Raw genomic sequence first — 19,755 nt, forward strand, 5'->3', positions numbered from 1 at the left:
TGACACTCCGCGCGAGCCTACGCAAACCGGATGCGGCCAAAATATACGGGCTGCATCCGCTAAATCCGGGGCCATTGGAGAAACGCCTCCGTGAACGTGGGCGGCTCGCCCACGTTCTCTACCAGGCGTAACAACCTCCGACGGCCGCTGATGCGCAGGGCCGGATGGTGGCCCCGGGTGCCGATCAACGTCGGTGCGATACCGACCCGCATGAGTGCCGACGCCAACGTCGAGTGAGTATCCGGTGCGTGGGGATCCAAACCCAGCAGATAGCCGTTCGGCTCCGCCACACCCGCCGCCAGCGCCCAGGCGCGCAGCTCCCGGGGGCCCGGCAGCCAGCCCTCGGGCACCGTTTTGACCGCGCCGCGGGTCCAGTCCTGCGCCAGCCGCGCCAGTCGCACGTCGGCTCCGGTGCGCACCAACGGGGTCTTCTCGTCGGTATGGGTGATCTCCGGCGTCAGACCCGCTTCGGCGATCATCTCGGCCAGCGCCTCGGCCCGCCACAACGCGTCGACCACAACTGACAGCCGCACATCGCCGCTCACCCGGACCAGCTGTCCCGGCGCAGCGAGCAACCCGGTCAGGTCGGCCACCGCAGGCGGCATTGACTCCGCCGAGAAGAAGGACAGCTGGCTCACCCTGCCGAGGGTAGGCCAGGCCACGCCTAAAGGCTCGGAGGCCAGCTATGCAAAACGCCCCCACTTCGTCGCAGACGATGCGGGGGCGTTTGTCAGTCTGAGAACCTCAGATGGCGCGGACGTTGAGAGCCTGCGGGCCCTTGGCGCCCTGCTCGACCTCGAAGTCGACCTTCTGATTCTCTTCCAGGGTGCGGAACCCGTTGGACTGAATCTGCTTGTAGTGGACGAAGACGTCGCCGCCGCCGCCTTCCTGCTCAATGAAGCCGTAACCCTTCTCCGGGTTGAACCACTTCACAGTCCCCTGTGGCATTTGTCCTTCATTTCCTTCTGTTACTGCGGGTGCGGTCCACCGAGTCTTCCGGTGTACCGGGAAGCAACGACGTTCCCGGGTGTTGACACACGAACACAGAAGCTGCGACCAAGATCAGTCAACCATGCCGGACGCTGTCGCGACAGTCACACGGCGATCTGTGGTTAACAATTCATCTTGTGACGCAGGGAGAGTCGAACTTCGGGCGCGAGCTGCTGGCCTCGGCTCTCGATGGCACCCCGGCCGACGAGCAGCCGCTGCGGCACGTCGCCGACCTGGCGCCGCGGCAGGCGCGCCGAATGCCCTGGCCCACTTGGGTTGGCGACGACGTGGTGCGCGCGTTCACCGATCGTGGTGTGGCGCAGCCATGGTCGCATCAGGTGTCCGCGGCCGAGCTGGCGCATGCCGGCCGGCACGTGGTGATCGCGACGGGCACCGCATCCGGTAAATCCCTGGCCTATCAACTGCCGATCCTGCACGAACTGCAGACCGACAGCCACGCCCGTGCCCTGTACCTGTCCCCCACCAAGGCTCTGGGCCACGACCAGCTCCGCGCCGCCCAATCACTGTGCGCGACGATCCCCGGCCTCACCAACGTCGCGCCCTCGGCTTATGACGGCGACAGCTCCACAGAGGCAAGGCAATTCGCCCGGGAACGGTCCCGGTGGATCTTCTCCAATCCCGACATGGTGCACCTGTCCCTGCTGCGCAACCACGCCCGCTGGGCCGTGTTCCTGCGTCAGTTGAAGTTCGTGGTGATCGACGAATGCCATTACTACCGTGGCATTTTCGGATCGAACGTGGCGATGGTGCTGCGCCGGCTGTTGCGGCTGTGTGACCGCTACGGATCAGCGCCCACCGTGGTGTTCGCCAGCGCGACCACCGCCGCGCCGGCACAGACGGCATCCGAGCTCCTCGGCCAGACGGTCACCGCCATCACCGCAGACGGGTCACCGCACGGCGGTCGCACGGTGGCGCTGTGGGAGCCCGCGCTGCTCACCGATCTGATCGGGGAGAACGGTGCCCCCGTCCGCCGGTCCGCGGGAACCGAGGCCTCCCGGGTGATGGCCGACCTCATCGCCGAGGGTGCCCGGACCCTGACGTTCGTCCGCTCGCGCATCGGCGCAGAGCTGACGGCGCTCGGCGCCCGGGCCCGGCTCGAGACCGTCGCACCCGAGCTGGCCGACCTGGTGGCGTCCTACCGCGCCGGCTACCTGGCCGAGGACCGTCGGGCACTGGAACATGCCCTGACGGAAGGGGAACTGCGCGGTCTGGCCACCACGAACGCGCTGGAACTCGGCGTCGACATCGCCGGACTGGATGCGGTGGTCTTGGCCGGGTTCCCCGGCACCGTGGCCTCGTTCTGGCAGCAGGCGGGCCGGGCCGGACGACGCGGCCAGAGCGCGCTGATCGTGCTGATCGCCCGCGACGACCCACTCGACACCTATCTGGTGCACCATCCCGCGGCGCTGCTGGACAAGCCCATCGAGCGGATCGTGATCGATCCCGGCAACCCGTACGTGCTGTCGCCGCAATTGCTCTGCGCGGCAACCGAACTACCCCTGACACCGGCCGAGGTCCGGATGTGGGACGCCGAAGCGGTGGCCGAGTCCCTGGTCGACGACGGCCTGCTGCGCAAGCGTCCCGCCGGCTACTTCCCGGCGCCCGGCGTGGATCCACATCCCGCCGTGGACATCCGGGGCTCGTCGGGCGGGCAGATCGCCATCCTGGAGTCCGGGACCGGACGCATGCTGGGCAGCACCGGCGCCGGGCAGGCGCCGGCCTCGGTGCACCCGGGCGCCGTCCACCTGCACCAGGGTGAGACGTTCCTGGTGGATGCGCTGGATTTCGAGGCCGGCGTCGCCTTCGTGCACGCCGAGAATCCCGGCTACACGACGTCGGCCCGGGAGGTCACCGACATCTCGGTTCGGGGAACCGGGGAGATCCACCGGTTCGGCTCCGTCGCCATCGGGTTGGTTCCGGTGTCGGTGTCGAACACCGTCGTCGGGTTCCTACGCCGGGCGATGGACGGCGCGGTGCTCGACTTCGTCGACCTGGACATGCCCACCCGCACGCTGGACACCATGGCGGTCATGTGCACCCTGACCCCGGAGATATTGCTGGACAACGGAATTGACCCGTTACGGGTGCCCGGGTCGCTGCACGCCGCCGAGCATGCGGCGATCGGCCTGCTGCCGCTGGTGGCCAGTTGCGACCGGGGCGACATCGGCGGAGTGTCCACCGCATCGGGACCAGCACCCGGCGATTCGTCCGGTCTGCCAACGATTTTCGTGTACGACGGCTATCCGGGCGGCGCCGGGTTCGCCGACCGCGGGTTCCGGCAGCTGTCCACCTGGTGGGCGGCCACGGCCGCGGCGATCGAGGCCTGTGAGTGCCGTCACGGTTGCCCCTCCTGTGTGCAATCGCCCAAGTGCGGCAACGCGAACGACCCACTGGACAAAGCCGGTGCTGTCCAGGTACTTCGCCTGGTTGTCGACACTTTGGCGGCCCACGGGAGGTAGCCGGCCCGGCAATGTTGGGCAGAGCAAAGCGCACCGAAACGGATAAACTACGGCCATGACAGACGACTGGCTCCTCGTCGAGACCCTCGGCGCCGAACCTGCCGTCGTCGCACAAGGACAGCAAACCGTCGATATGGTGCCCATCAGCTCCTTTCTGCGGCGCAACTCCAGTCTGATGGCCATCCAGTCGGCCATCGGCGAAACGGTGCGAGCCGCCCTACCGCTGACGAGCATCACGCCCAAGAGCGACCGGGTGATCCGGACGGAAGTCGTGCAGATGACCGACGGCCGCATCCACGGCGTCCACGTGTGGGTCGGCACCCCCGATGCCGACCCGCCGGACCGGATGATCCCGGGCCCGCTGAAGTGGGATCTGACGGGCGGCATCGCGACCGACACCATGGAGTCGCTGGCCAACAGCGGCCTCAACCCGGCAGCCGAGGCCACCCACGGCCGCGCCTTCGCCGACGACCTGCAGACCCGCAAGCTCAACCCGAACGAGGCCCGGGTCATCTCCGCGGTCATCAAACCCAAGCCGGGTCAAACCTTCACCAGCACTTGGGAAATGACCGACTTCCGGGGACGCCCCATCACCGTCGGGTTCGCCGCTCGGGTACTGAACGAGCCCGACGAGGACGGCGAGGATCGACTGATCTGCCGGGCCATGAACTGGCGGGGTGTCCGGGACAATTCGTCGGCCACACCGCTCGACCGGGCACAGCAGATCATCAACGGTCCGCAGGTGCCCGGGGTATACCGGGCCGTGGTCGATCTCAACAGCTGGAAGCTGATCAACTGGGTCGACGAACCCTGTCCGCTCTTCGACTGGAGCGCCGACGCGCCGTCCGAAAAGGTGGTGCACCCGGACGAGATCGCCGAAATGGCTGTCATGACCGTCGAATTCGGCAGCGGACCGACGTCGCGGGTACTCCGGTTGCGGGCCAATGACGGCGGGTGGGTGCCGATCCACGTCACCGCGCACCGGCTCGAAGTCGCCGACGACACGTTCGCCGGTCTGCTGTCGTTGCGGCTACCCACATACGGTGAGCTGATGGCCGCCGGGGATCGGCTCACCGATGATGGGCCCGAATCCGATTCGGCGCCTTCCTAGTTCGGCTCGTCGATGGGAAGCAGCCGCCGCGCTCCCGGCCCTTCGGCAGCGAGCTCGTCCCCGGGGTTGATGACCAGGCAGTGGTTGAGCGAGATGCAGCCGCACCCGATGCACTGGTCCATCTCCGACTGAAGCCGTTCCAATTCGAGTTGACGCTCCCGCAGTTGCGCACGCCACCGCTTGTTGAGCCGGGTCCAGTCCCGCAGTGACGGCATCCGGTCGTCGGGCAGCGTCCGGAAGTGCTCGGCGACCTCGCTGAGGGGAATGCCGAGCCGCTTCGCCACCTGGATGACGGCGATCCGCCGCTCCAGGTGACGCGGATACAGCCGGGTCCCGCCGGCCGTGCGCTCCGGGTGGATCAAGCCTTTTCGCTCGTAGAAGTGCAACGCGGACGCCGCGACTCCCGTCCGCTTGACGATCTCGCCGATGGTCAGCAGGTCGGTCGGACCCATGCGCTTGATCTCAACCATAGTTGCGATTCTAGGGTGGTCCGGCGCGGGCCCGCCCGTGCGCCACACCCAGGTGCCAGCGGCCGAACCGCACCGGCACCTCCACATCGACCACCACGTCCAGCCGCTGCACCGAGCACTGACCGACCCGGCTTCCCATGGCCTCCGCAACCGCGGCGGCCCGACGGCACGACTGGCCCGGCCCCGAAGCCAAGACCCCGGCGGCCGCCAGCGCGGCGAGGTCAGCGGCCGACTGCGCACGATGCCGACCGATCACCGCGGCACCGACGGCGACCGCCCCCGACAGGAGCCCGGCGAGCACCGCAATCAGTGCGACCGCGACCACCGTCGCCGAGCCGCGGTCCTCACGCACGCGGCTCGTCGGCAGCCACCGCCTCGGCCCCCACCGTGATGCCGGGGAGCATCGGTGCCGCGACACGGACCCGTGCGACGACCCGGCCACCGTCGCGCCGCACCTCGACCGAGGCACCCTCGGGTCCGGTGCGCCGGGCGGTGTCGACGGCGCCGCGGTCGTCGCCGCGGGCCGCGAGGCGGGCGGCTTCCCGGGCCGCGTCGACACAGCGCACCTGCATCGAGACCGCGGCAAGCCCACCGACACCCAGGACCGCGACGGCGATGAGCGCGGCAACCGCGAACGCGGCCTCGACCGTGACACCGCCAGAGTCATCACTTGGTGGTGAGGGCACGGGCGATGATGTTGGTCAGTGCGCTGACGATCGAGTCCCCGGTGACCACCGTGTACAAGATCGCGCCGAACGCCGCGGCAGCCACCGTGCCGATGGCATATTCGACGGTCGACATGCCGCTCTCATCGGTGAGCAGCAGGGTCGCCCGCGCCTCCCAGGCACGAATTCTGTTGATTTTCATGGTTTTTCCTCCCCTTGTGACAGATCACAACACCCCCGAACGGAACACGTCACCGGCCAGACCGGCGATCACCGGCACGATGCCGAGACAGACGAACGCCGGCAGGTAGCAGAGCCCCAGCGGTCCGGCGATCAACACGTTGGCCCGCTCGGCGGCCGCGTCCGCCGCGTCGCCGGCGTCGGCCCGGGCCTGCTCGGCCAGTTCCGCGACGCCGTGCGCCATCGCAGCCCCGGATGACGCCGACCGCCGGGCCAACCGCAGCAGCGCGGCCACCTGCGGGTCGGTGCCGTCACCCCGCTCCGACCAGGCCGTCGCCGGGCTGGCGCCCAAAGCCAGCAGTTCGGCCGCGCGGCGTAGCACGGCAGCCAGTCCGGCCGGCGCGGATGGCGCCGCCGCCATGGCCGCAGCGCTGGTCGCCATGCCTGCCGAGAGGCAGGCCGCCAGCACATCCAGGCTCGACGGCACGGCCAACGGATCGGCGCGCGGAGACACCGGGGGCGATGACCGGTCCGGCGGCTGGGGACGGATCCGGTGCACCGCCGCGCCGGGGATCAGGACGAGGGCCAACGCCAGCAGCATGATTCCGTTCATCGCTGCGCCCGCGCGATGATCCGGTCCGACCACAGCAGCCCGAGGCAGCACAGCACCACGCCGACTCCCAGCACCACCGCGCCGTCCCCGAGCAGGAAGCGCACCGGATGCGCACCGATCAACTGCCCCAACACAATTCCGAGGGCGGGCAGTCCGGACAGCACCGCCGCCGTCGTCCGGGCGCCGGCCATCCCCGCCCTGATTCGCGACGAGAACCGTTCGCGTGCAACGACATCTCGTTCGGCGGCACGCATCAGCGGCGCGATGGCGAGGCCATGGTCGAGCGCCAGTTGCCAGTACACCGCCAGCCGTTCCCAATGCGCGGGCAGCGCCGACGACCCCGCGACCGCGCGCAGACCGGCCGCGACATCAGCGCCCAGCCGGGCCCGGGCCGCAACCTCCCCCAGTGCCGCAGCGACCGGCCCGTCGACCTCGCGGGACGCGGCGTCGAAGGCCGCCACCGGATGCGCCCCGGCACGCAGTTCTCCGACCAGGATGCCGAGGGCACCCTGCAGGGTCTGCGCTTCCCGGGTGCGTTCGGCCGCTCGCCGCGCGCGCTGCCACCGCAGCCCGGCGGTCAGCACCACCGCCGCGCCCGCCAGCATCACGGTCAGCGGCAGCACGACGAGTGCCCCGGCAGCGACCGCTGCGGCCACCGACCACACCAGCCTCGGCCCCAATCCCACCAACCGTTTTCGAGTCCCGAGCCGACCGATACCGCCCGGTGCGGGTGCCACCAGCACGGCGAGCGCCAGCATCAACGCGGAGCTCACGACCGGCCCCGAGCGGCCAGCAGTGCGCGCAATGCCGGGAGTCCCGGCCCGTGTCCCTTCTCGACATGCCATGCGGTCACTGCCGTCACGGTCCCGTCCGGGGCGCGGCGCAGTACCGCGATCTCGCTCAAGTGCCGACGCCCATCCCGGGTGCGCGCGGTGTGCAGCACCAGCTGACACGCGGCCGACAGCTGAGAATGCAGAGCCGCCCGGTCCAGCCCACCGACCGCCGCCAACGCTTCCATGCGGGCCGGCACCTCGGCAGGGCTGTTGGCGTGGACCGTCCCGGCCCCGCCCTCATGGCCCGTGTTGAGGGCGGCCAGCAGGTCCACGACCTCCGCGCCGCGAACCTCTCCGACCACGATGCGATCGGGCCGCATCCGCAGCGCCTGCCGTACCAGATCGCGGACCGTCACCTCGCCGACGCCTTCGACGTTGGCGCCGCGCGCGACCAACCGGACCAGGTGCGGATGTTCCGGTGCGAGTTCGGCGGCGTCCTCGACGCAGACGATGCGTTCGGCCGGGTCGACGGCCCCGAGCAGTGCCGACAGCACCGTCGTCTTCCCTGCGCCGGTGCCGCCCGAGACCAGGAAGGCCAGTCGCGCCGCCACGATGTCTGCGATCAGGGCGGCGGCGGGACCCGCGATGGCGCCGGAGTCGACGAGAGCCGTCAGGTTCTGGGTGGCGGGCCGCAGCACCCGCAGCGAGAGGCAGGTACCGGCCGCCGCGATCGGTGGCAGCACGGCGTGCAGCCGAACGCTCAAGCCACCGCCGCCCAGACCGGGCAGGTGCCCGTCGACCCAGGGCTGCGAGTCATCGAGCCGGCGACCGGCAGCCAGTGCCAGCCGTTGCGCCAGGCGCTGCACCGCGGACTCGTCCGGAAATCGGATCGGGCTGCGGCGCAAGCCGGTTCCGTCGTCGACCCACACCTCGTCGGGCGCGCTCACCAGCACGTCGGTGGTGCCCGGCCCGCGCAGCAGCGGCTCGAGAATCCCGGCACCGGTCAGCTCGGTCTGCACGACCCGCAGGCCGGCCAGCACATCACTGTCGGCGACGACACCGCCGGACTCGGCGCGGATGGCCGCGGCCACCGCATTCGGGTGCAGCGCACCGCCGCTCTGGGCAGCCAGGCGTTCCCGGACCCGGTCCACCAACGACGACGTCATGCCGCCTCCCCTGACTGCGGCGGTAGCACGGCGAGCACGCGGCGGGCCGCCGCCGCCAGCGGGGACCGGCGCCGCAGACTCCGGCCGAGCCCACCCCGTTCCAGCGCACCATCCAGATTGCTTTCCGCCCGCATGGCCGCCAGCAGCGGCAACCCCAGAATCGCTGCCATCTCGGCGGCGCGGAGCCCACCGGGTGCGGGTCCCCGAACCACGAGGCCGACGTTCGGGTTGATCGCCGTCACCCAATCCGCCACCGCGCGCGTGGCCGCGCAGGCCCGCACCTCCGCCGGAGCCACCACAACCACCAGATCGGCTGCCGCCAGCACCGTCTCTGCCGCGGCCGACGACTGCCGCGGCACGTCGCAGATCACCGTCGCGCCCGCGCGGCTCCCGGCCTCGACCACCGCGGTGACGGCCGTCGGCGTCAGCTCCACGCCGGTGCGTCCGGCCGACAGCACCACCACCCCGCGGCGATGCGGCAGCGCGTCACGCAACGCCGGGTAGCTGAGCCGGCCGCCCGCGGCGGGTAGGTCCGGCCACCGCAGGCCGGCGTCGCCCTCGGCCCCGAGCGCCAGATCGAGGCCACCGCCCCAGGCATCCACATCGACCAGCAGACAGTCGCCGCCCGGCTCACCGGCGGCCTGCGCGAGGGCGATCGCAAACACCGACGCGCCGCCACCGCCGCGGCCACCGATCACCGCGACGACGGCCCCTCGACGCCCGTCCGAATCTCCGGCGGCGGCGTCGGACAGCAGGCCGACCAACCCGGCCTCCTGTCCGGGCAAGGTGATGACCTCCTGCGCGCCGATCGTCATCGCGGCCTCGAACTCGGGGGTCCCCGGCGCCTCGCCGACGAGCAGCAGCACGCCGGACCGGCGGGGCATTCCGAGCTCGCGGCAGCGCTGCGCTGCGGCGACATCCAACAGCACCGCCGCGGCGCCGACCCACGCCCTCCGACCGGAGGGCGTGGCCGCGTACACCACCCGGATGCCCGCGGCGGCGGCGATGCGCTCGATCTCATCGCGCAGTCCGGCGTCCGCGATCAGCGCCAGTGCCCCGTTCGTTGCCATGGGTCCACCGTGATCCGCGACAGGCGGCGGCGCCAGAGCGCGCGCCCGAAATGTGGATGGATCGCAAACTGTGGACAACTTTATTGACGGACCCGTGAGAATGTCGTTCCGCAACTTTTTGCATACCCCGCGCACGATTCCGCTCAGCGGGGCCGAGGCAGTGCCGCCGAGCCCGAGCAAGTAGGATGCGGCGCCAACGCGAACGCGCCAGCATGGCGAAGCTTCGGAAAATTCGACCTACCCCGAAAAAGGGACGACCCCCGCCAGGGGGGGAGGAGGCGGAGGTCGTCGTGGATCAGCCCCGGGGGGTCGGGCTGATGCACACCCGGAGCTAGCCGGGTAAAGCCCACTATACACACGTCAACAGGGCTCTGCGCAACTGTTGGTTGTCTGTGAAATGGGCGTGTCAGCACGTCAATCGCCTCGGCAGCCATGCCAACGGCGACCGACACGGCGACACCGCCGTCCACCCGGCACCGGCGGTCCGGAGCATATGCTGGGAGCCGTGACCGCATCCGATCCGGCCGCCCCGGCCGCGGCCGCGCCGCGCCAGGAGGCCGAGTCCGGCGGTCCGGTGCGCACCGCAGCCTTCTTCGATCTCGACAAAACGGTGATCGCCAAGTCGAGCACCCTCGCTTTTAGCAAACCTTTTTTCAACCAGGGACTGCTGAATCGGCAGGCCGTGCTCAAGTCCACCTACGCGCAGTTTCTGTTCCTGATGTCCGGTGCCGACCACGACCAGATGGACCGTATGCGGTCCTACCTGACCAACATGTGCACCGGCTGGGACGTCGAACAGGTGAAGTCGATCGTCGCCGAGACACTGCATGACATCGTCGACCCGCTGGTCTTCGCCGAAGCCGCCAACCTGATCGCCGACCACAAGCTGTGTGGCCGCGACGTCGTGGTCGTCTCGGCATCGGGCGAGGAGATCGTCTCGCCCATCGCTCGCGAACTCGGCGCCGATCATTCGATGGCCACGCGGATGGTCGTCGAGGACGGCAAGTTCACCGGCGACGTCGACTTCTACTGCTTCGCCGAAGGCAAGGTGCAGGCGATCGAGGACCTCGCCGCGCGCGAGGGCTATGCACTCGAACACTGCTACGCGTACTCGGACTCCATCACCGATCTGCCGATGCTGTCGGCGGTCGGACACCCGGCCGTCGTCAATCCGGATCGCGCACTGCGCAAGGAGGCCGTCGCCCGCGGCTGGCCGGTGCTGACCTTCACCCGTCCGGTGTCGCTGCGGGACCGGCTGCCGGCGCCGTCGGGAGCCGCGGTGGCCACCACGCTGGCCGTCGGCGCGAGCGCCCTCGCGGCGGGCGCCGTGACGTACTCGCTGCTCCGCCGACTGAACTTCTGAAAGCTACTGACGAGTTGCTGAGCCGGGCTCAATAACAATCCCAAATCGCCGGCGATTGACCCTTGATGTGACTGCGGTCACGTAGTACAAAGGAAGCACGGAAGCCCTCCAAGGCCAAGACCGAACCGGAAGAGAAGGTTCGACCTCCCGAAGTGGGCATCCCAGCACGGAATACCGGCACCCACGCGGAGCACATACCGCGACAATGGTAAAAGCGTTGTGGGCCTGCGTAATTGCGAAAAGCGAACGGCTAAGAGAATTCCTTGGGTGGAGTTGTAGCCGCAGCGCATTGCAGGGACGCCGAGGCCACCCACACAACCCGACAAGCACGCTTGGTAACCGGGGTTCCGTGCTAGCGGGCGGCGAGCCGAGTCAGATGCCCTCTGACGACGGAGCGCCGCCCGCTTTTATGTCTGCATGTTTGCTGGAGCAACGCCTCTACTTCGCCGAGGCCTGAGCGATCGACAACGCTTCACGCGCCCCGGCATGCAGAGCACGACTGCTGCAGATGAGCCACGCCGTCAACCCGTCGGCAGTCCCCGACGCGAAGCCCCGTGCCGCGGCACGGTATTGGCCGACCTCACGCATCCAGTACATCTCCGGGACACCCAGACCGTGCGGGTCCAGTCCGCTCGACATCGTGATGAGCCGCGACACCGCGCGCGCCACCACACCGTCGGCCACCCCGAACGGAGCCAGGCTCAGGAGTTCGCCATGAGCGACGGCCGCGAGCACCGTCGCCGGCACCCGGCTCCCGCCACCCACGATCTCGCCGAGCAACTCCAGCCGCCGCCCGACGTCCGGGTCGTCGGTGCGCGGCCGGCCGAGCTGCTCCGCATCGGTCAGATCCGCGGCCGCGAGCGTGTGCAGCCGGGCGATGGCCTGCAGCGGCGCGCGCTGCCACACCCCGACCAGCGCCGTCGCGCCGCCTTCGAGAGCTTCCGCCACGCGCAGCGCGCCGGCCAGCACGGCATCGGCGCGCTCGCCCTTGGCCGGCGCTTCACCGTCCTTACTGAAACTCAGGGAGCCGCCGTCGAGCACCGACGACGCCCGGGCCGCCCGCAGCGAGGCCTCGGCCGCGGTGCCCGGCCAACCGCGCAGATTCACCTTGTGCCGATGGGCCCGACCGAGCGCTTCACGCGCCTCGTCTCCGGCCTCGGCCACGCCGGGTAGTTCGGCCAGAGGAGCCAACGGGTCAGGTGCAGCCACGGACGCACAGGGTAGTGCCACCAGGTGGCCACCACCAACGTCCCGGTGGCGGGCCACCTCCAACGTCCCGGTGGCGGGCCACCTCCAACGTCCCGGTGGCGGGCCACCTCCAACGTCATTGCAACCTGCCAGTGACTACGCTCACAACCATGACACAAGACACCGCTGTGCCACAGGCTTACCCCGCGCCTGCCGAGTTCGCCGCGCAGGCCAATGCCACCGCTGCGCTGTATGAAGAAGCCGATGCCGACCGCCTGGATTTCTGGCGCCGCCAGGGCGAGCGGTTGTCCTGGGCCACCCCGTTCACCGAGGTCCTGGACTGGTCCAATGCCCCGTTCGCCAAGTGGTTCGGTGACGGCAAGCTCAACGTCGCCTACAACTGCGTCGACCGCCACGTCGAAGCCGGCAACGGCGACCGCGTCGCGATCCACTGGGAAGGCGAGCCTGTCGGGGACGCCCGCGACATCACCTATGCCCAACTCAAAGACGAGGTCAGCAAGGCCGCCAACGCGCTGACCGCCATGGGCCTGACCGCCGGCGACCGCGTCGCCATCTACATGCCGATGGTGCCCGAGGCCATCGTCGCGATGCTGGCCTGCGCCCGTCTCGGTGTCATGCACTCCGTCGTCTTCGCCGGCTTCTCGGCCCAGGCGCTGCGCGCCCGTGTCGACGACGCCGAGGCCAAGCTCGTCATCACCACCGACGGCCAGTACCGCCGCGGCGAGGCCGCCTCGCTCAAGTCGGCCGTCGACGAGGCCTTGGGATCAGGTGGGGACGGCCAGTCCTCCGTCGAGCACGTGCTCGTGGTCAAGCGCACCGGCATCGACGTCGACTGGACGCCGGGCCGCGACCTGTGGTGGCACGAGACCGTCGAGACCGCCTCACCCGAGCACACCCCCGAAGCCTTCGACGCCGAGCAGCCGCTGTTCCTGCTGTACACCTCCGGCACCACCGGCAAGCCCAAGGGCATCGTCCACACCAGCGGCGGCTACCTGACCCAGGCGGCCTACAGCCACCACAACGTCTTCGACATCAAGACCGACGACGTGTACTGGTGCACCGCCGACATCGGCTGGGTCACCGGACACACCTACATCGTCTACGGCCCGCTCGCCAACGGCGTCACCCAGGTCGTCTACGAAGGCACGCCGGCCTCGCCCACCATGCACCGGCACTTCGAGATCATCGAAAAGTACGGCGTCACCATCTATTACACGGCGCCGACGCTGATCCGCACGTTCATGAAATGGGGACGCACCCTCCCCGAGGCACACGATCTGTCCAGCCTGCGGCTGCTCGGCTCGGTCGGCGAGCCCATCAACCCCGAGGCCTGGCGCTGGTACCGCGAACACATCGGCGCCGACAAGACGCCCATCGTGGACACCTGGTGGCAGACCGAGACCGGCGCCATCATGATCTCCCCCCTCCCGGGCGTCACCGCCGCCAAGCCCGGCTCGGCCATGACCCCGCTGCCCGGTATCAGTGCCAAGATCGTCGACGACGACGGCAACGAACTGGTCCCCGGCGCCGACGAGGCAGAACACGTCACCGGCTACCTCGTGCTGGACAAGCCGTGGCCGTCGATGCTGCGCGGCATCTGGGGCGACGACGAACGCTTCAAGGACACCTACTGGTCGCGCTTCGCCGAGCAGGGCTGGTACTTCGCCGGTGACGGTGCCCGCTACGACGCCGACGGCAACATCTGGGTCCTGGGCCGCATCGACGACGTCATGAACATCTCGGGCCACCGCATCTCGACCGCCGAGGTCGAGTCCGCGCTCGTCGGGCACTCCGGCGTGGCCGAAGCCGCCGTCGTCGGCGCCACCGACGAAACCACCGGCCAGGCCATCTGCGCGTTCGTCATCCTCAAGGAATCGGCGCACGGCGGTTCGGCCAACATCGTCGAGGAGCTGCGGGCCCAGGTCGCCACCGAGATCTCGCCGATCGCCAAGCCGCGCGAGATCCACGTCGTGCCCGAGCTGCCCAAGACCCGCAGCGGCAAGATCATGCGCCGACTGCTGCGCGACGTCGCCGAAGGCCGCGACCTCGGCGACACCTCCACCCTCGTCGACCCCAGCGTCTTCGAAGCCATCCGCGCCAGCAAGTAGGCCCAGGCCGGCTCAGGCGATCGGGACGTAACCCGCGCCTGGCCGGTTCTTGGCATCGAGGTCGCCGATCACCGCGTTGATCGACACCGTCACCGCCGGGGTGTGCAGCGGCACGTACTTGACGACGCACGTCGGCAGGTCGTCGCTGAAGGCGCCGTGGATCATGCCGACCAGCTTGTTGTTGACGGTGACGGGCGCACCCGAGTCACCGGGCTGGCCGCACACCTGGTCGACGATGGTGCCCGGGTCCTGTCCCGGGCCCCAGGTGACGCCACAGGAGTAGCCGGTGGTGCGGCCCAGCTTGCACGCCACCTCGCCGAACGTCGGGTCCGGACCGATGCCGTCGATCTGGAAACCGTTGACATTGTTGAGCGGCTGCACCTTGGCCGGGTCGAACTCGATGACGGCGTAGTCCAGCGGTTGGCTGCCGGCCACCATGACGCCGAGAGTGCCGCGGTTCTCGGCGCCCTCGGCCGCGACCTCGTGGCCGGGGCCACCACAGTGCGCCGAGGTGAAGCCGACGAGCTTGCCGCGGTTGTCATGCCCGATGGTGGTCAGCGTGCAGAAGGTGTCGCCGTCCACGACGATGCCCGAACCGCCACCCAGCGGCACCGGCGCGTCCGCGTGTGCCGGCACCCCGGCCAACGCACCGAACAGCGCAATGGCCATCCCAGACATCGAAGCAAACACGGGTGCCACACGCATCGGTGCAGTGTATCGCTGGCCCGGATCGTTAACCGGCGCCCCACGTGGCAACATATGCCAGGACTACACCGACGCCGGGAGGACGTGTTCGTGAGCAATGCCGATCGCAAGAATGGCGCAGTTCCCACCACGGTGACCTCGATCCCGCTGGTGGATCCGCATGCTCCCAAGGCTGATCCGTCGATCGGCGATCTGGTCAAGGAAGCCACCGCACAGATGTCGACGCTGGTGCGCGCCGAGGTCGAGCTGGCCCGCGCCGAGATCACCGCCGACGTGAAGAAGGGCCTGACCGGCAGCGTCCTGTTCATCGCGGCGCTGGTGGTGCTGTTCTACTCGACGTTCTTTTTCTTCTTCTTCCTCGGTTCACTGCTGGAACTGTGGCTGCCGAGCTGGGCGTCGTACCTGATCGTCTTCGCGCTGATGGTGCTGACGACAGGCGCGCTCGCCTTCCTGGGCTTCCTCAAGGTCCGCAAGATCCGCGGCCCGCGCGACACCATCGCCACGGTCAAGGAGGCCAAGGTGGCGCTGACACCGGGCCACGACAAGACATCGGGCCAAGCCTCCATTCGCTCGGCTTCCAGCGACACCTCAGGCTGGTAGTGCCGCCACCCGATCCGTCGGTCGTCCGGATCGACGGTCCGTGGCGCCACCTCCAGGTGCACGCGAACGGGATTCGCTTCCATGTCGTGGAGGCGGAAGGTTCGGAGCCCGACCAGCCCCTGGTGATCCTGCTGCACGGCTTCGCCTCGTTCTGGCACTCGTGGCGGCATCAGCTACGCGATCTGCGCGGCGCGCGGGTGGTCGCGGTGGATCTGCGGGGCTACGGCGGCAGCGACAAACCACCGACCGGCTACGACGGCTGGACGCTGGCCGGGGACACGGCCGGCCTGGTGCGCGCCCTCGGACACCATTCGGCGGTGTTGGTGGGGCACGCGGACGGCGGCCTGGTCTGCTGGGCCACCGCGCTGCTGCACCCGCGGGCGGTGCGGGGTATCGCGCTGGTCAGCTCCCCGCATCCGGTGGCGCTGCGATCGTCGACGCTGACCAATCGGGGCCAGCGCGCCGCCCTGCTGCCCGCGATGCTGCGCAATCAGGTGCCGTGGTGGCCCGAGCACGTCCTCACCCGGCGGGGCGGCGCCGCCGTCGAGCAGTTGGTCCGCAGCCGGGCCGGCGCGGCCTGGCCGGCGACAGAGGATTTCACGCAGTCGGTGCGTCATCTGCGCACCGCGATCCAGATTCCGTCGGCGGCACACTCGGCACTGGAGTACCAGCGCTGGGCGGCGCGCAGTCAGGTCCGCGGTGAGGGCCGGCGCTTCATGCGGGCGATGAAACAGCGCACCACGGTGCCGGTCCTACACCTGCACGGCACCGCCGATCCCTACGTGCTCGACGATCCGGTCCACCGGACCCAGCGCTACGCCCCGCAGACCCGGTTCGTATCGGTCACGGGCGCAGGACATTTCGCGCACGAGGAACAGCCGGGCGTCGTCACCTCGGAGCTGACGACATTCCTGCACCAGCTACCCCGCTGAGATGCACTTCCCGGTCGGCACGGCCTCCTGGTTGTTCACCTTGGCCATCTGCTTGTCCACTTCCTGGGCGGTGAGCACGAAGCCGGTGTCGGCGTCGTCGACCGCGGCGCCGAACACGACACCGAGCACCTGACCATTGCCGTCGATCAGCGGACCACCCGAATTACCTTGGCGGACATTGCCTCTGATGGTGTAGACCTCACGCGTGACGGTCGTGGAGTGGTAGATGTCCGGACCGTTGAGCTTGATGACCTCGCGGATGCGGGCCGGGGTCGCGGCGAACTCGCCACCACCCGGGTAGCCCATCACCACCGCGCCGGTGCCGGTCGCGGCCTCCTTCATGTCGAACTTCAGCGGCGTCGCGGGCAGATCGGGCGCGTCGAGGATCGAGATGTCCTCATCCGGGTCGTAGGACACCACCTTGGCGTCGTAGGTCTTGCCGTCGACCTCGACGGTGACGCTGTTGGAGCCGGCCACCACGTGCGCGTTCGACATCACGCGGCCGGGTGCCACCACGAAGCCGGTGCCCTCCAGCACTTTCTGGCAGCTCTGCGCGACACCGCGAATCTTCACGACGCTGCCCTTGGCCGCGACCACCGTCGGATCGGATGCCAGGGCGGGGTCCGGGGCCGAGACGCTGACGATCGGGGTCCGGCCGAACGGCTGCAGCACCGAGGGCAGGCCCGAGGTGTTCAGCAGGGCCGAGAGCCGCGTGGGCACGCGCTTCAACCAGTCCGGCGCAAGGTCGTTGACGTGCGACAGCACGCGCGAGCCGTTGACCGCCGCGGCCAGATTCGGCTGGTCGGCCGATGTCAGCGGCGTCGCGAGCAGCCAGGCCGCCACCAGGACCGCGACCAGTTGCAGGGCCATGCCGACCACCGAGTCGAAGCCGCGCACCACCTCGTTGCGGATGGCGCCGCGAACGGCGCGGCCCAGCACCACACCGGCGATCTCGCCGACCACGACGAGTCCCAGGATCAGGAACAGCGCGATGAAGAGCTTGCTGCGGGCCCCGTCGACGTGCGCCACGACGTGCGGCGCGAGCAGCACACCGGCCACCGCGCCGAGCACCACGCCGAGAAAGGACAGCAGGGAACCGAGCGCCCCGGACCGCCAGCCCGAGATGGCGGCGACGAAGGCGACGGACAGAACGGCCAGATCCAGCCATTGTGAAGGTGTCATGGTTGATCCACACGGTAGCCGCTGGACTCCCCGAGCAGCGCCATTGCCGCGTCCAGTTCCTCGATGACGTCGGCGTTCCACGGCTGGGCCCAGCCCGCGACGTCGAGCATCGCGGAGATCACCTGAGCGGTGAAGCCCCACACCAGCATCTGGTTGAGCAGAAATGCCGGGCCGGCGAACCGCCGCGTGTTCTCCTTGCGATACACCATCAACCGGTTCTCGGGATTGACGAAGGCGCGTACCGGAACCCGCGCGACGATGGCCGTCTCCGCCGGGTCGACGGCGGCGACATGGCCGGGGTCGGGCGAGTACGCGAGCACCGGGACCACGTGAAAACCCGAGGGCGGGATGAACATTCGGTCCAGCTCCGCCAGCACGTGCAGCCGCGAGGCGTCGATACCGGTCTCCTCGGTCGCTTCGCGCAGCGCGGTGCCGACGGGGCCGTCGTCGCCCGCATCGGACGCGCCGCCGGGGAACGCCGCCTGACCGGCATGGTGCCGCAGCGTCGACGCGCGGACGGTGACGAGCAGGTCGGCATCGGGCGGCAGCGCTCCGGCCGGGGCGTCGGGCGCCCCCGAGAACAGCACCAGGACCGCGGCGTCCCGCTTGGTGCCCGTCAATGTCGCGGTCGCGCCGGCAGCGGTGATGGCCGCCAGCACGCTCGCCGGCACCCGGCGGCGGTAGGCCTGCGGCAGGTCCGCCGCGTTGTCGACGAGCGGCCGCAGCCAGGCCGGGGCGGCCTGCGGGTTCAGCACGTTCACCCCGACACTCCTAACTGTGGGTTCACCGCCGCGGCGATCTCATCGGCACTGGTGAACGACCGGGGCAGGACCTGCGCAACGCTACCGTCCGGGCGCAGCACCACGGTCGCAGGCATCACGTTGGGCACGCGCAACGCGGCGGCGATCAGCCGCCGGCCGTCCTGCAGCATCGGCAGCTTGACCCCGAGGTCGGCAAGCCGCAGCAGCCCGGCGGTCTCGTTCTCGTCCTGGTGCACCGTCAGCACCGTCACCTTCGCGCCCATCCGGCGCTGGTACTCGGCCAGCGCGGGCAACTCGTCGGCGCAGGGGCCGCACCAGTAGGCCCACAGGTTCAGCACCACGGCCCGGCCGGCCACGGCCTTCGCGATGTCGACCGGCGTGCCGTCGGCCGCGCAGTCGACCGTGATGCCCTGCAGGGCTCGCGGTCCCGGGCCGCCCTGCGGCGCCGGACACGGCGGCAGGGCCGCCTTGGCCCGGGGCGCGGCCAGCGCTGCCGGCGTGTCGGCGTCGCGATGCACCCGGGCCTGGCCGATCTGCTGACCTGACGGCGCCTTGCTATCGCCCAGTTGCCGCCACAGCGCCACGCCCAACACGACGAACACCGCGAGGACCACGGCGGTCCAGCGGGCGGACCGACTCACTCGGTGATCCCGGCCAGCGCCAGCAGGTGTTCGGTTTCGGGTCCCTTCACCAGCGCCGCGGCCGCGGCGAGGTCCGTCGGCCCGAGGCCGTACGACGGGCAGTCGCGCGCCAGCACGCACACGCCGCAGGCCGGGGTACGGGCGTGACAGACCCGGCGCCCGTGGAAGATCACGCGATGCGAGAGCAAGGTCCACTCCTTGCGCGGGATCAACTCCCCGACCGCGTGTTCCACCTTCACCGGGTCTTCCTCGGCGGTCCAGCGCCAGCGTCGCACCAGCCGCCCGAAATGGGTGTCGACGGTGATCCCCGGGATGTCGAAAGCGTTGCCCAGGATGACGTTGGCGGTCTTGCGGCCGACGCCGGGCAGCGTCACCAGTTCGTCCAGGGTGTCGGGCACCTCGCCGTCGAAGCGGGCCACCAGTTCCTGGCCCAGCCCGATGATCGAATTCGCCTTGTTGCGGTAGAAGCCGGTGGGGCGGATCAGCTCCTCGAGCTCGGTCCGGTGGGCTTGCGCATAGTCCAGCGCCGTCGGGTATTTGGCGAACAATGCCGGCGTGGTGAGGTTCACCCTCTTATCCGTGCACTGTGCCGACAGGATCGTGGCCACCGCCAGCTCCAGCGGATTGGTGAAATCCAGTTCGCAGTAGACGTGGGGAAACGCCAGCGCCAGTTCACGATTCATCCTCCGGGCACGACGCACCAGACCCAGGTGGGTTTCGCGGTCGTATTTTGCGG

Annotated in this window: 22 protein-coding genes; 6 read left to right on the forward strand and 16 right to left on the reverse strand. The window is 69.7% G+C overall.

Features of this window, described 5'->3' with window-relative positions:
• Nucleotides 1-59: 59 nt before the first annotated feature.
• Together EB75_RS21505 and EB75_RS21510 are read right to left on the reverse strand one after the other, a co-directional pair.
• Nucleotides 60-638, reverse strand: a complete 579-nt coding sequence (locus tag EB75_RS21505; protein WP_073697299.1) for a hypothetical protein — start codon at nucleotides 636-638, stop codon at nucleotides 60-62.
• A 106-nt stretch (nucleotides 639-744) separates the two neighbouring features.
• Nucleotides 745-948 (reverse strand): cold-shock protein, encoded by a 204-nt coding sequence (locus tag EB75_RS21510; RefSeq protein ID WP_073697300.1) that lies wholly within the window; start codon nucleotides 946-948, stop codon nucleotides 745-747.
• A 179-nt stretch (nucleotides 949-1,127) separates the two neighbouring features.
• Between EB75_RS21510 and EB75_RS21515 the strand changes: the two genes are divergently transcribed.
• Together EB75_RS21515 and EB75_RS21520 are read left to right on the forward strand one after the other, a co-directional pair.
• Nucleotides 1,128-3,470 carry a DEAD/DEAH box helicase gene (locus EB75_RS21515; protein ID WP_073697301.1) on the forward strand — a complete coding sequence of 781 codons (2,343 nt, stop codon included), beginning with the start codon at nucleotides 1,128-1,130 and terminating at the stop codon, nucleotides 3,468-3,470.
• A gap of 55 nt (nucleotides 3,471-3,525) precedes the next feature.
• Nucleotides 3,526-4,581: a PAS domain-containing protein gene (locus EB75_RS21520; RefSeq protein WP_073697302.1), complete on the forward strand. Its 1,056-nt coding sequence runs from the start codon at nucleotides 3,526-3,528 to the stop codon at nucleotides 4,579-4,581.
• On the opposite strand, the gene soxR is transcribed toward EB75_RS21520, so the two are convergent.
• The 8 genes from soxR to ssd are packed head-to-tail and all read right to left on the reverse strand — an operon-like array spanning nucleotide 4,578 to nucleotide 9,518.
• Entirely contained in the window at nucleotides 4,578-5,051 is a 474-nt protein-coding gene (gene soxR, locus EB75_RS21525; RefSeq protein ID WP_073697303.1) for a redox-sensitive transcriptional activator SoxR, read from the reverse strand. The two genes, EB75_RS21520 and soxR, sit on opposite strands and share 4 nt — an antisense overlap.
• 10 nt (nucleotides 5,052-5,061) lie before the next feature.
• The gene (locus EB75_RS21530) at nucleotides 5,062-5,403 is read right to left on the reverse strand and encodes an Rv3654c family TadE-like protein (RefSeq protein ID WP_073697304.1); all 342 of its coding nucleotides are present in this window, start codon (nucleotides 5,401-5,403) and stop codon (nucleotides 5,062-5,064) included.
• Nucleotides 5,396-5,737 carry a TadE family type IV pilus minor pilin gene (locus EB75_RS21535; RefSeq protein ID WP_073697305.1) on the reverse strand — a complete coding sequence of 114 codons (342 nt, stop codon included), beginning with the start codon at nucleotides 5,735-5,737 and terminating at the stop codon, nucleotides 5,396-5,398. The genes EB75_RS21530 and EB75_RS21535 overlap by 8 nt, the downstream gene beginning before the upstream one ends.
• Nucleotides 5,718-5,918, reverse strand: coding sequence for a DUF4244 domain-containing protein (locus EB75_RS21540; protein WP_073697306.1), 201 nt, complete (start codon nucleotides 5,916-5,918; stop codon nucleotides 5,718-5,720). The genes EB75_RS21535 and EB75_RS21540 overlap by 20 nt, the downstream gene beginning before the upstream one ends.
• Before the next feature lie 24 nt (nucleotides 5,919-5,942).
• Nucleotides 5,943-6,509, reverse strand: coding sequence for a type II secretion system F family protein (locus tag EB75_RS21545; protein ID WP_217267718.1), 567 nt, complete (start codon nucleotides 6,507-6,509; stop codon nucleotides 5,943-5,945).
• A complete protein-coding gene (locus EB75_RS21550; protein ID WP_073697363.1) occupies nucleotides 6,506-7,267 on the reverse strand; it encodes a type II secretion system F family protein in 762 nt (253 codons plus the stop codon). The genes EB75_RS21545 and EB75_RS21550 overlap by 4 nt, the downstream gene beginning before the upstream one ends.
• 11 nt (nucleotides 7,268-7,278) lie before the next feature.
• Nucleotides 7,279-8,448, reverse strand: coding sequence for a TadA family conjugal transfer-associated ATPase (locus EB75_RS21555; RefSeq protein ID WP_073697307.1), 1,170 nt, complete (start codon nucleotides 8,446-8,448; stop codon nucleotides 7,279-7,281).
• Nucleotides 8,445-9,518, reverse strand: a complete 1,074-nt coding sequence (gene ssd, locus EB75_RS21560) for a septum site-determining protein Ssd (protein ID WP_073697308.1) — start codon at nucleotides 9,516-9,518, stop codon at nucleotides 8,445-8,447. Before ssd ends, EB75_RS21555 begins: the two co-directional genes overlap by 4 nt.
• A 505-nt stretch (nucleotides 9,519-10,023) precedes the next feature.
• Between ssd and EB75_RS21565 the strand changes: the two genes are divergently transcribed.
• On the forward strand, nucleotides 10,024-10,881 hold the full coding sequence (locus tag EB75_RS21565) for an HAD-IB family hydrolase (RefSeq protein WP_217267719.1): 858 nt from the start codon (nucleotides 10,024-10,026) through the stop codon (nucleotides 10,879-10,881).
• A 438-nt stretch (nucleotides 10,882-11,319) separates the two neighbouring features.
• On the opposite strand, the gene EB75_RS21570 is transcribed toward EB75_RS21565, so the two are convergent.
• Complete coding sequence (locus EB75_RS21570) at nucleotides 11,320-12,090, reverse strand: Fic family protein (protein WP_073697310.1); 771 nt, start codon at nucleotides 12,088-12,090, stop codon at nucleotides 11,320-11,322.
• 149 nt (nucleotides 12,091-12,239) lie between these two features.
• On the opposite strand from EB75_RS21570, the gene acs reads away from it, so the two are divergent.
• Complete coding sequence (gene acs / locus EB75_RS21575; protein ID WP_073697311.1) at nucleotides 12,240-14,198, forward strand: acetate--CoA ligase; 1,959 nt, start codon at nucleotides 12,240-12,242, stop codon at nucleotides 14,196-14,198.
• Nucleotides 14,199-14,210: 12 nt separating this feature from the next.
• Here acs and EB75_RS21580 read toward each other — a convergent pair whose 3' ends face one another.
• Nucleotides 14,211-14,876, reverse strand: a complete 666-nt coding sequence (locus EB75_RS21580; RefSeq protein ID WP_142239754.1) for a S1 family serine peptidase — start codon at nucleotides 14,874-14,876, stop codon at nucleotides 14,211-14,213.
• A 117-nt stretch (nucleotides 14,877-14,993) separates the two neighbouring features.
• Here EB75_RS21580 and EB75_RS21585 point away from each other — a divergent pair, with 117 nt between their 5' ends.
• Complete coding sequence (locus EB75_RS21585; protein ID WP_073697364.1) at nucleotides 14,994-15,503, forward strand: phage holin family protein; 510 nt, start codon at nucleotides 14,994-14,996, stop codon at nucleotides 15,501-15,503.
• Nucleotides 15,503-16,435 (forward strand): alpha/beta fold hydrolase, encoded by a 933-nt coding sequence (locus EB75_RS21590; RefSeq protein WP_073697313.1) that lies wholly within the window; start codon nucleotides 15,503-15,505, stop codon nucleotides 16,433-16,435. The genes EB75_RS21585 and EB75_RS21590 overlap by 1 nt, the downstream gene beginning before the upstream one ends.
• On the opposite strand, the gene marP is transcribed toward EB75_RS21590, so the two are convergent.
• The 4 genes from marP to nth are packed head-to-tail and all read right to left on the reverse strand — an operon-like array spanning nucleotide 16,424 to nucleotide 19,702.
• Complete coding sequence (gene marP / locus EB75_RS21595) at nucleotides 16,424-17,617, reverse strand: acid resistance serine protease MarP (RefSeq protein ID WP_073697314.1); 1,194 nt, start codon at nucleotides 17,615-17,617, stop codon at nucleotides 16,424-16,426. The two genes, EB75_RS21590 and marP, sit on opposite strands and share 12 nt — an antisense overlap.
• Nucleotides 17,614-18,378: an NUDIX hydrolase gene (locus EB75_RS21600; RefSeq protein WP_073697315.1), complete on the reverse strand. Its 765-nt coding sequence runs from the start codon at nucleotides 18,376-18,378 to the stop codon at nucleotides 17,614-17,616. Before EB75_RS21600 ends, marP begins: the two co-directional genes overlap by 4 nt.
• On the reverse strand, nucleotides 18,375-19,019 hold the full coding sequence (locus EB75_RS21605) for a TlpA family protein disulfide reductase (protein ID WP_073697316.1): 645 nt from the start codon (nucleotides 19,017-19,019) through the stop codon (nucleotides 18,375-18,377). The genes EB75_RS21600 and EB75_RS21605 overlap by 4 nt, the downstream gene beginning before the upstream one ends.
• Nucleotides 19,016-19,702 (reverse strand): endonuclease III, encoded by a 687-nt coding sequence (gene nth / locus EB75_RS21610; RefSeq protein ID WP_168176092.1) that lies wholly within the window; start codon nucleotides 19,700-19,702, stop codon nucleotides 19,016-19,018. The genes EB75_RS21605 and nth overlap by 4 nt, the downstream gene beginning before the upstream one ends.
• Between the last annotated feature and the right edge of the window lie 53 nt (nucleotides 19,703-19,755).

The sequence above is a fragment of the Mycobacterium sp. ST-F2 genome (genome assembly GCF_001905655.1).
GTDB lineage: Bacteria > Actinomycetota > Actinomycetes > Mycobacteriales > Mycobacteriaceae > Mycobacterium.